At 69.6% G+C, this 10,598-nt stretch carries 8 protein-coding genes and 3 pseudogenes; 5 read left to right on the forward strand and 6 right to left on the reverse strand.

Annotated elements, in window-relative coordinates:
• Positions 1-374 precede the first annotated feature (374 nt).
• From ACIQFU_RS25240 to ACIQFU_RS25260, 5 genes and pseudogenes are all read right to left on the reverse strand, one after another.
• The gene (locus tag ACIQFU_RS25240) at positions 375-1,502 is read right to left on the reverse strand and encodes an LLM class flavin-dependent oxidoreductase (protein WP_402554431.1); all 1,128 of its coding nucleotides are present in this window, start codon (positions 1,500-1,502) and stop codon (positions 375-377) included.
• A pseudogene (locus ACIQFU_RS25245) lies at positions 1,495-2,088 on the reverse strand (hypothetical protein). Before ACIQFU_RS25245 ends, ACIQFU_RS25240 begins: the two are co-directional and overlap by 8 nt.
• Positions 2,085-3,461 (reverse strand): NtaA/DmoA family FMN-dependent monooxygenase, encoded by a 1,377-nt coding sequence (locus tag ACIQFU_RS25250; protein ID WP_402554432.1) that lies wholly within the window; start codon positions 3,459-3,461, stop codon positions 2,085-2,087. Before ACIQFU_RS25250 ends, ACIQFU_RS25245 begins: the two are co-directional and overlap by 4 nt.
• A 20-nt stretch (positions 3,462-3,481) precedes the next feature.
• Positions 3,482-4,690, reverse strand: coding sequence for an LLM class flavin-dependent oxidoreductase (locus ACIQFU_RS25255; protein WP_402554433.1), 1,209 nt, complete (start codon positions 4,688-4,690; stop codon positions 3,482-3,484).
• 76 nt (positions 4,691-4,766) lie between these two features.
• Complete coding sequence (locus ACIQFU_RS25260; protein WP_402554434.1) at positions 4,767-4,862, reverse strand: putative leader peptide; 96 nt, start codon at positions 4,860-4,862, stop codon at positions 4,767-4,769.
• Positions 4,863-5,302: 440 nt separating this feature from the next.
• On the opposite strand from ACIQFU_RS25260, the gene ACIQFU_RS25265 reads away from it, so the two are divergent.
• The 4 genes and pseudogenes from ACIQFU_RS25265 (at position 5,303) to ACIQFU_RS25280 (ending at position 7,718) form a co-directional block, all read left to right on the forward strand.
• Positions 5,303-6,286, forward strand: coding sequence for an alpha/beta hydrolase (locus tag ACIQFU_RS25265; RefSeq protein ID WP_402554445.1), 984 nt, complete (start codon positions 5,303-5,305; stop codon positions 6,284-6,286).
• A gap of 147 nt (positions 6,287-6,433) precedes the next feature.
• Positions 6,434-6,546: pseudogene (locus ACIQFU_RS25270) on the forward strand (IS5/IS1182 family transposase); the annotation flags it as partial.
• A 38-nt stretch (positions 6,547-6,584) separates the two neighbouring features.
• Positions 6,585-6,700: pseudogene (locus tag ACIQFU_RS25275) on the forward strand (IS5/IS1182 family transposase); the annotation flags it as partial.
• 154 nt (positions 6,701-6,854) lie between these two features.
• Positions 6,855-7,718 (forward strand): hypothetical protein, encoded by an 864-nt coding sequence (locus tag ACIQFU_RS25280; RefSeq protein WP_402554435.1) that lies wholly within the window; start codon positions 6,855-6,857, stop codon positions 7,716-7,718.
• Between the two features lie 815 nt (positions 7,719-8,533).
• Here the strand turns inward: ACIQFU_RS25280 and ACIQFU_RS25285 are convergent.
• Complete coding sequence (locus ACIQFU_RS25285; protein WP_402554436.1) at positions 8,534-9,745, reverse strand: nitroreductase family protein; 1,212 nt, start codon at positions 9,743-9,745, stop codon at positions 8,534-8,536.
• 127 nt (positions 9,746-9,872) lie between these two features.
• On the opposite strand from ACIQFU_RS25285, the gene ACIQFU_RS25290 reads away from it, so the two are divergent.
• Positions 9,873-10,460 (forward strand): TetR/AcrR family transcriptional regulator, encoded by a 588-nt coding sequence (locus ACIQFU_RS25290; RefSeq protein WP_402554437.1) that lies wholly within the window; start codon positions 9,873-9,875, stop codon positions 10,458-10,460.
• Positions 10,461-10,598 lie beyond the last annotated feature (138 nt).

A 10,598-nucleotide genomic window follows, 5' to 3' on the forward strand; every position in this document is an offset into this window, starting at 1 on the left:
AGGTGTACGGGCATAAGGAGGCGGCGGCACGCGGCGGCTTCGGCACGGCCGGCAGGCGGTACGTGTACCGGAAGGTCAGGCGTGGCCGGGGACTCGGCCGCCGGCGCGCGGGGAACTTGCCGCGCTGCACACACGCTCGAGGTCGATGTGGCGCCGGGAGGTCAGCAGGGGCAGCGGCCGGACGGCGACACGAACGGCGTCGCTGCCGAGGTCCAGCGCGGCACGGCCCATGATTCCCCTACCGTTTCACTAGGTGTCCCGTAGTGGAGTCTCGGGCTGTGCGCGAACCGCGTCAAGAGGGCCGTTCGGCCGACGTCACGACGTCTCACCAGGTGGGCACACCCGGCGGCCGAATCGGCCCTCGGAGGGTGGACTCAGTGGCGTCGGCCCCATTCCTCCGCGAGCAGTCGGTAGGAGCGGACCCGGTCGGCATGGTCGTGGGTGATCGTCGTGATGAGCAACTCGTCCGTGTTCGTGGCTTCCTGGAGTTGTTCAAGCCGGTCGGCCACGTGGGCCGGTGAGCCGACGAACTGCGTGTCGACGCGGTCCCGCACGAGCGCTCGGTCGTCGTCGCTCCACGCGTGGGCGCGTGCTTCCCCGGGGGTCGGGAACTCGATGGCGCCTTCGGCGGTGCGGATGCTGCGGACCCACAGGGCGTATCCGGTGGCGAGTTCGCGGGCGGTCGCGTCGTTCTCGGCGACGACGACGTCGGCGGAGACACTGACGTAGGGCTTGTCGAGGAACTCGGAGGGCTGGAAGAAGGACCGGTAGCCGTCCACCGCTTCCAGGACCGTGCCGGGGCTGACGTGGTAGTTCGCCGCGAAGCGCAGACCCCTGGCGCCTGCGACCTCGGCGCTCTGTCCGCCGCTGCTGCCCAGGATCCACACGTGCACGTCGGCGCCCTTCCCGGGCACGGCGTGCGCCTCGACGCCCTCCGGGGAGCGGTAGGTGCCGGCCAGCAGGGCGAGGATGTCGTCGATCTGCTCGGCGTAGTCCTGCGACTCGGCGCCCGGGAGCTGGAGCAGTTTGCGCTGCAGTGCCACGCGGGGTGAGCCGAGCAGGCGCTCGAGGGAGAAGCGGGGCGGGATGGTCAGGCCGTTCGGGGCGCGGCCGTCGACGATCGGGGTGGCTGTCGGCGTGGTGGTCCTCTCCGCGGGCGGGCGGCCGCCCGAGCGGCCCAGGCCCAGGTCGAGGCGGCCGGGGTGCAGGGCGTCGATCAGGCCGAACTCCTCGACCGTGGACAGCGCCGTGCGGTGGCCGAGTTGTACGGCACCGGAGCCGAGCCGGATCGTGGAGGTCGCCGCGGCGGTCAGGGCGAGGACGACCGCGGGGGACGTACCCGCCACTCCCGGGTTGAGGTGGTGCTCCGCGAACCAGTAGCGGGCGTAGCCGAGCCGCTCGGTCTGCTGGGCGAGGTCGATGGAGTTGCGCAGGGCTTCGGCAGCCGTCGATCCGGAGGAGATCGGAACGAGGTCGAGGACGCTGAGGGGGATGTCAGGCACGGGCGGACTCCTGGGTGTGGGCGGAAGCGGGGGCGGGGGCGGGACTCACCGGCTCCCACGCGAACGGCGGATCCGGTCGCGGCGCAGCACGGGGGCGACCTGGGACTGGAACAGCTGCGGGGAGGTGCCGCGCTGATGAACCGTCAACTCCGCGGCGTCCGCGCGCAGATGAAGCACGGTGTGTCCGGTCTGCTCGTGGCAGCGGTGCACCTTGTCGATGACCTGCTGGGGACTGCCGATCAGTGCGGAGCTGCGTTCGACGAAGTGCTCCCGGCGTTCGCGGTGGTGGCTGATCAGCCCGGCGTACGGCTCGATGGGGTGGGTGACGTTCGCGGAGCACAGGTGGGCCGCCGTAGCGGGCGGCGAGGTCGACCGGCACCTTGCTGGTGGCGCCGCCGTGCCAGACCCGGATGCACTGCTGGTAGGGGCGGGGCCACACCTCGGCGTTGCGGTCCCAGTCGCAGCCCGGTTCCTCCGCGAGCCGGGCGTTGTCGACGACCTCGCGGAACCGCTCGTGGGTCGACTTGCGCACGCCGGTGATCCGGTCCGGGCGGTGCACGACGAGGGCGATGGCGTTGAACCTCACGAGGACGCCGGTTCGTCGCGGGCATCGTCCGGGTGGGCGAGGCCGAGGTGGTCGCGCAGAGTGGTGCCCTCGTACTCGGTGCGGAAGACACCCCGTTCCTGAAGCAGCGGAACCACCTTGTCGGCGAACTCGTCGAGGCCGCTCGGGGTGATGTGCGGGACGAGGATGAAGCCGTCGCTCGCGTCGGCCTGGACGAACTCGTCGATGGTCTCGGCGACGGTGGACGGGGAGCCGACGAAGTTCTGCCGGTTGCCGGTGTGGATGACCAGGTCGCGGATGGACCAGTTGTTGGCGGCGGCCAGTTCCCGCCACTCTCGGGCCGTTGCCAGCGGGTCCCGGTACATGCGGACCTGGGCTCGGCCCTGGGAGATGTGGTCGTCGCCGGTGTCGGGGTCGATGTCGGGCAGCGGGCCTTCGGGATCGTAGCCGGACAGGTCCCTGTTCCAGACGAACTCCAGGTGCTTGAGGGCGGTGGCCCCGCTGACCTGTTGGCGGCGGACCTCGCGGGCGAGTTCCTCGGCTTCGGCGTCCGTGTCGGCGAGGGCGAAGGTCGCGGCGGGCAGGATGAGCAGTTGGTCGGGTCGGCGGCCGTACCTGGCCAGGCGGGATTTCACGTCGGTGTAGAAGGCCTGGCCCGCCTCCAGGGTGCCGTACCGGCTGAAGATGGCGTCCGCTTCGGCGGCGGCGAACTCGCGGCCCTCGTCGGAGTCGCCGGCCTGGAAGACGACGGGCCGGCCCTGCGGGGAACGGGGGACGTTGAACTGTCCGTGGATGTCGAAGTGCCGTCCGGTGTGGACGAAGGAGCCTGCCTTGGCGTCCCGCAGGAAGGTGCCGGTCTCCTGGTCGGCGAGGAGCTCGTCGCCGTGCCAGGAGTCGAAGAGTTCGTTCGCCGTGGCGAGGAACTCCTCGGCGCGGGAGTAGCGCTCGTCCTGGAGCAGGAAGCCGCCCCGGCGGAAGTTCTCACCGGTGAAGGCGTCCCAGGAGGTGACGACGTTCCACGCGGAACGGCCGCCGGAGAGGTGGTCGAGGGTCGCGAACTGCCGGGCGACTTCGTAGGGCTCGTTGAAGGTGGAGTTGATCGTGCCGGTCAGTCCCAGGTGCTCGGTGACGGCGGCGAGCGCGGCGAGGACGGTGAAGGTGTCGGGGCGGCCGACGACGTCGAGGTCGTAGATCTTTCCGCCCTGCTCGCGAAGCCGCAGCCCTTCGGCGAGGAAGAGGAAGTCGAACTTGGCGCGTTCGGCGGTCCGGGCGAAGTGGGCGAAGGAGCTGAACTCGATGTGGCTGCCGGCGCGCGGGTCGCTCCACACGGTGGTGTTGTTGACCCCGGGGAAGTGCGCGGCCAGATGGATCTGCTTCGGCGGCTTGCTGGTCATGTCGGTACGGTCCTCCCGGCTCAGGCGGCGGCGTAGCGGTTGGCGGGACGGGCCAGGCCCAGGAGCCCGCGCAGGGTGTCGGCCTCGTAGGCGGTGCGGAAGGCGCCCCGGCGCTGGAGTTCGGGGACCAGGCCGCGGGTGATTGCCGGGAGGTCGTGTCCGGCGACGCCGGGCCGCAGCCGGAAGCCGGTCAGCCCCTCCTCCGCCACCTCCTGCAGCAGATCGGCGAGTTGTCCGATGGTTCCGGTGAAGATCCGTGCATCGCTGGTGTACGGCTCCCCGGCGAGGGCGTCGAGGCGGGCACGGCGGTCTTCGGCGGCGGACTTCTCGTCGTCCAGGAAGACGACCAGGTCGCCGAAGACGTGCAGGAGTTCGTCGGCCCGGCCGGCCGCCCGCTGCTCGGCGCGGATCTCGGCGACGACAGCGCGGGCCTGCTCGGCGTCGTGCGGGGTGACGTAGCCGACGTCGGCCTGGCGGGCCACCAGCCGGTACGGGACGGTCTGGTGGGCGAGGGCGGTGACCGGCGGCTGACCCTGCGGCGGACGCGGAGTGATCGAGGGGCCCTTGACGCTGAAGTACACGCCCTCGAAGTCGATGTAGTGGAGTTTGTCGCGGTCGATGAAGCGGCCGGTGGCGGAGTCACGTATCTCCGCATCGTCCTCCCAGCTGTCCCAGAGCCGGCGCACGACCTCGACGTGGTCGGCGGCCTCGTCGAAGAGGTGACTCAGCCGGTCCTGCCCGGCTGGCGTCCGCAGTTCCTCCAGGCTCACCGGCGGGAGGGTGCGACGGCCGAAGTGGTCGGCCTCGTGCGGCCGGGCGCTGATCTGCACCCGCAGGCCCGCGCGTCCGGTGCTCACGTGGTCGAGGGTGGCGATCGCCTTGGAGATGTGGAACGGCTCGGTGTGGGTGGCGACCACGGTCGGCACCAGGCCGATGTGCCGGGTCAGGGGTGCGACCCGGGAGGCGGTCAGCACGGCGTCGAGGCGGCCGCGGACCTGGTCTGTGCGGCCGTCCAGCTCGCCGTAGTGGGAGGACTGGAGGCCGAGCCCGTCCTCGAAGGTGACGAAGTCGAGCAGGCCGCGCTCGGCCTCGGTGACGAGGTCCGCCCAGTATCCGGCCGTGAACAGGTCCCGGGGGCGGGCCACTTGTTCGCGCCAGGCGGCCGGGTGCCAGCCGGCGCCGTCGAGGGCCACGGCGAGGTGCAGAGGGGAAGCAGGGGTTGCGGACACGGGAGTGCCTTCCTGAAGGTCCGTACGAGATCGCCTGCCCGCGGAGATCCGGGGCGCGCGGCGCTGGGGAAACGGGTCAGGAACTACAGAGCGAGCCGGCCACGCGCTGGAGGTCGATGTGGGGCCGGGAGTGGAGGCGGACGGCACGCAGCACACGTGTCACGCGTCGCACCTCCGTCCGAACGGTCCGGGCAGTCGCTTCGACAAGGCCAACAGCACAGCTGTGCCGTTTCTTCCGGATCGGCCGTGTCGGTGTGCCCTGCGAGAGGGAGCAGTACGGCGGCGTGGGGTGAAGCGGACGAAGCGGGCGGCCCGCGTCAGACCACCGTCCCCGGGTGCCGCACCACCGCGTCGAACCCGGTCGTCCTGTGTCTTGAAGACGGCGGTCGGCCAGTCGATGCCTTCGACGATGCGGAAGCCGCGCTCGACGCCGTCTGCGTCTGGGCCGTCATCGAGCTGCGCAGCCCGACGCCCCGGTGCCGCAAACGCCGTTGCCTGCGAAGACGCCGGCGCGCGGGGCTGACCCCGCGAGCCGCACGGCGGGGTGGTTCTGGGTCCACCCCTGTGGGGGTGCTGGACCGCTGGTGGGCCGAACGGACCGTTCATAGCGTTGTGTTCATGATGGATGACACGAACGAAGAACGAAAGGGTGCCACCCGACGGACGGCGCTGCGTGGGCTGGGTCTCGCAGTGGGGGGCACGGCGCTGGCCACCGGGCTCGGAACCTCGTCGGCCGCGGCGGCCCCGCGTCGCGGGCTCGGAACTTACGTGCTGGTGCACGGCACCCACAGCGCCGGCGCGTTCTGGATGCCGGTTGCGCGGGAACTTGTGCTGCGCGGCCACCGCGTCGTCATGGTGGACCAGCCGCGGCACGGCGCGGAGGCTTTCGTGGCGGAGTCGTACCAGCGGCAGGACCTCGCGGCGATGGCGGTCGAGCCCTCCCCTCTGAAGGGCCTCGGGCTGAACGACTACGAGGCACGCGTCACGGGCGTCGTGCGGCAGGCCGCACGGAACGGCCCGGTGGTGCTGGTCGGGCACAGCCTGGGTGGCGTGTCGGTCAGCCGTGTCGGCGACGCCGTCCCGCACCTGCTTCACCACATCTGCTACATGGCGGCCTTCTGTCCGAGCCGCGTCCTGCCCACGGCGGACGCCTGCACGGCGGCACCCGAGAACGCGAACGCCGTCAGCCCGGTGGAGCTGACGGTGGGCGACCCGGACCGGCTCGGGGTGTTGCGGCTGAACTTTCGTACGGGTGTCAGCGGTGAGTTGGCCCTCCTGAAGGAGATGATCTGCGCGGACTACCCCGACGCCGACTTCCGCCGGATACTGGCCGGCATGCAGACCGACGAGCCCGTCGCCGCCTATGCGGGCCGAGCGGTCGGCCGGGCCGGCAGCTGGGGGCGCATTCCCCGCACGTACCTGCGTTTCGGAAGGGACCGTACGATCGCCACCGCGCTCCAGGACAGAATGATCGCGGAAGCCGACGCGTCCACACCCGGCAACAGCTTCCGCGTGCACGACTTCCCCGGAGCGTCACACGTCGGCCCTCTGGATCCCACCCCGGTTGCGGACGTCCTGGACACGCTCGCAGGGTAGGGGGACCAGGTCCTGTCCGGCGGACGAAGTCACCTTCTCTGATCGCTCGCTCGTTGGTCCGGTCATGCGTCGAGGGGATCTGACGAAGCGCGAGTGGTCGCTTCTGGGGCCACACCTGCCGCCGTCGGGTGGCCGGGGAGGCCGGGGGGTTACGCACCGCAGATGACCGAGGTTCTGGACCGGACCCGGTTCCCCGTCCGTCGAGCGGGCGCCCCCGAAGCCGGCCAGCTCATGCCAGCGGCGACAAGGCATACAGTTCCGGCCCGCCTGGTTCGACCAGGAGCACTACCGGCGCCGAAACCGCGTCGGCGACGGCCGGGCCGACTACTCGCACACGCACGCGGCCACGGCGTGAACATGCAGGTCGTGACCGACCCGGCCGGGCACATGCTGTGGATGCCGCCGGCCTTGCCGGCGGGCAGCTGTCCCCGACACGGCGGACGGTCAACCGGGCACTGACCACGTCCCGGGCACCCGTCGAACGGCAAGGCCGTTTTCACCCTGGAGAGGCAGCCCTGAAAACACTCACTGACGATCAACTTATGGCACAGGACACTAGGATCCCGCCATGGCGGATCCCGTGAGTCCACAACAGGACGGCGTCAGCGGCGCGTTCACCGCCCGGCTGCCCAGGCTGAGACGACCGGGCACACGCGGGCGAAGGCGGCTCGCCATCGGCACGGGAGCCGCTCTGGCCGCGGTCGCCACGACGCTCGCCCTCTGGCCCGGGCCCGAGCCCGGTGATCACGCACCGACTGTGGTGTGCTCCGACACCGACAACACCAGCCTGACCGCCGACGTGGACGCGGACGGGCGGCTGGACGAGATACACGACCCCGACCGCTCGGGAAAGGGTTCCGTCCTCTTCAGCCGGGCCGATGACCGCATCGAGGTCGGTGTCGGCGAGGCTCTCGGCGTATGGCAGAAGGCCCGTGGCCTTCTGACGTCGGACCTGGAAACCAGGGGCACGTTCGGCGACTTCGACGGCGACGGCTACCTCGATCTGGCGTTGTTCCGCAGTCAGGAGGACATCGGGGACGATCCCCGCTCCAACCTGCTCGTGCATGAGGTGCGCTACGGACCGCTCGCCCGGGACCTGAGTGGCAGCCGGAGCGGCACCATCCGCGTTCAGGTCTCGTTCTTCGTCGCCGCGGTGCGTGCGACCGACGAGGACCAGGACGGGCGCGCCGAGCTGCACGTGTTCCAGTCTGCCGGAGACGGAGGATACGCGGAGTACATCGGCCGTCAGGAGGACGGCGGCATGACTTTGAGCAAAGCCGATACCGGCTACTACGGCCGTGGTGACTGGGATGAGCTCCAGCCGGGGTGGAGCGACTTCGGTACCTGCGTGTACACCAGCCCCGAGAGCACGCCGTCGGTCCGGAAAGAGCCCTCGGATGTCACGCCCGCACCAGGAGCGGGGCGAGGGTGACGAGTACGGCGCAGAGCCCCTCCTTGAGGCGAAGCCGCTGGCGGCGGCAGACGAACCGGGCTGTGCGCCGAGTTGTGCGCTCCGGGGTCGCCCAGCGCCCACAAAGCGACCAGCGGCGCCTGCGGCCGGAAAGTGAGGTCCATGCCGGGCAGCGACGCCTGCCCATCGCCTCGGGTAGCGTCCGGATATGCAGCCGCCCGCTGCAGGCCGAGCCCGGCGACGTCGTGCACCAGGGTGAGGACCTCAGGCGAGCAGACCCTCGGGACCGAGACCGCGGCCGAGGAAGAGAAGCCGCCGCCTCAACTACGAGCGCGAGGGGCACCTTCGCGTGCCGAGGAAGCACGTCGAACGGATCGTCGGCGAGTGCCGACTCCCTCACTGGCGTTCTCGGCTCACTGGAGGACTTCGACAGTGCAAGGGCCACAGACCAGGCGTCCGGGCCTTCGTCGTGCCGCTCTCCAGGTCGGACCCACACCGGAGGCAGTACCGGTGACCACCCGCCAGACATCCGCTCCGCGGCGGCCCATGACCAAGGAGGGGCAAGCCGCAGTACGACCACTTCGACCGGCATGACCAGGCAAACCGCAGAGTGGTGTGCGGCTACTCAGGCACGACGGGATTCGTCCCGCACGAAAGGACCGTTCTCCTCGACTCCCTGCTGACGCCCAAGCCGAACAAGCCGAACCCGAAGGACACCCCGTGGTGCGACGAGTACGCGCTCAACGCCACGAGCTGTGGGACTTCGCGCACGAAGCTGATCTCGCCAGCGCTCAAACCCATGTCGGGCATGAAGATCGTATACGGCTGCCCGCACTTCAGCGTGACGGGCCCGTGGGCGCCGGGCCGTACGCAGGAGGGGCCCCGAGCGGGTCAGCGATCCAACTCACGCCGTAGCGGGGCGGTTCCGGAGTGACGTGCTCCCCTCGTTCCTCCGGTGTGAGCACCCGCAGGTACCCGGGCAGCCCGAGGGCTTCGCAGCCGGCTTCCCAGTTCGCGCACCAGATTCCCAGGCCTAGAGGGGCGTAGTAGCGGGATGCTGTGGTGGTGCAGAAGTCGAACCGTGCCATGGTTCGGCCACTGTCATCCGTTGTCCCGATGCATCGGGTGGTCTGGGTGTTGAGCGAAGAGGGCGACCACCGGCACGCCTCGTAGCACCGGCGGAAGGGCGAGAAGGGTGGTTGGTCGACATCGAGTGGGGTGTCGAAGCTGGGGGTGGCGAAGAACAGCGACGCCAGGGGCAGGCGCCGATGTTGTAGCAACTCGATGGCTCGGACCGCCGTCGGTTTGAATCTCGATCGGTAGCCCACGGCGCAGACACAGACGACGTGCTCGTCCGCAGGATCGAATCGGTCTCCCAGATGGGACACGACGCTGGTCTGGTCCGCGCCTGCTCCGATCCAGCACGATGCCACGCCCATCCGGGTGGCGTGCAGAACCACCTTGTGCAGGCTCCTGCCCACATCGATCACAGCCAGACGGTCGTAGGCGCGCGGAGCGATGGCGACGATGAACTCACGCGCCCCTACGGTCGGCCACACCTTGAGAGAAGCGGCGACATATTCCAGCCGGATCGGCCGGGTGCCGATCAGATGCGTTGGACGTGTGTGCCGGTGGACCGCGCGCATCAGCTCCTCCCGGTCCGACGCGGTCAGTTCGCGGTTCTGGAAGGACCGACAGGAACGTCGTGTGTGAATGACGCCGAAGGTGTCGAGCTCGTCAAGGGCGCGGGGCGTCGGCTCAAAGAATCGCAGTCCCAACTTGACTGTGACCAAGTCGACCAGGAGGGCCCCGGTCAGCAGGATGCCGATGCCCAACGGCAGCCAGAACAGTAAGACCCGCCAGAGCCCGATCCGGCTTCCTACGAGCGCAGCGGCCAGGAGGATGCCTGCGGCCGCAGCCGTGGGGATGTACTGCAGCCATCCCGTGAACTGCAGTGTGAGCTTGGTCCGTTTCAGGAAGCCGGGTGGGCGATTGTGGGGAGCCAGTCCCCGGTTGGCCCGTTGCCCCGGTCGCGGATGAGACATCATGCCCCTTCGTCAGGTCCTGTGGCACTTCGCATCCGCACGCTAGACACGCGGTCCCGCTTATTGCAAGCGCACACTTGCAATAAGCGGTAGGGCTAGAATCCCTGCGGAAGCGGCGACCTGGAGACATATGCCCAAGCAGATCGACGTGGACAGGCTGTTCGAGACGACCGTCACCGTCTTCGCCGAACGTGGCTACCAGGCCTGCACCACTCAGGAGATCGCGCGAAGATCCGGAGTGAACGAGGCGACGCTGTTCCGCCGTTACGGTGGCAAGGCAGCCCTGCTCAACAGAGCCCTCACGCATGCGCTGGCTCGTTCGTCGTTCGCCCGGCTGACGGTCACGAACGACGTGTTCGCCGACCTCGTGGCCCTGGCCGGCGCCTACGCCGATTCGGTCGAGCAGTACGGTGCCGCGATTCTCAGCCTCCTCACCGATGTACCGCGCCACCCCGAACTGCGCGACGCGATGGAGGCCCTGATGCCGAACATGCGCAACGCGGCACAGGTGATCAAGGCGCATCAGGATCAAGGGCGCATCGCTCCAGGCGATCCGATGAACATGGTGCTGACGCTGATCGCACCACTGATGGCGTCGGGGCTCTGGGATCGGGCCGGGTACGCCATGACCGCGTGCGCCGGCGACCCGAATGCCGCGGTCACCACCTTTCTCAACGGCCACCGTGGGAAGGACATCACCGAAGAGGGACACGCGTGAAGTCTCGAACCGGCCGCGGCTAGGCAGTTTCGTTTGGATCAGTGGGTCTGTCAAACGAGCGGTGTAACCAGGGTGGTTGGGGTTACTGGCGGGCCGCCGTCAGGCGGCCGTCGAAGGTGATGTCGAAGGCGTTCAGTG

Origin of the sequence: Streptomyces sp. NPDC093065, from assembly GCF_044754585.1 — a bacterium.
GTDB lineage: Bacteria > Actinomycetota > Actinomycetes > Streptomycetales > Streptomycetaceae > Streptomyces.

What these genes read in the sequence shown, in the direction of transcription:
- ACIQFU_RS25250 (WP_402554432.1), bottom strand. Translation starts at nt 3,461, where the DNA reads ATGACCAGCAAGCCGCCGAAGCAGATCCATCTGGCCGCGCACTTCCCC.
- ACIQFU_RS25280 (WP_402554435.1), top strand. Translation starts at nt 6,855, where the DNA reads ATGGCGGATCCCGTGAGTCCACAACAGGACGGCGTCAGCGGCGCGTTC.
- ACIQFU_RS25285 (WP_402554436.1), bottom strand. Translation starts at nt 9,745, where the DNA reads ATGATGTCTCATCCGCGACCGGGGCAACGGGCCAACCGGGGACTGGCT.
- ACIQFU_RS25290 (WP_402554437.1), top strand. Translation starts at nt 9,873, where the DNA reads ATGCCCAAGCAGATCGACGTGGACAGGCTGTTCGAGACGACCGTCACC.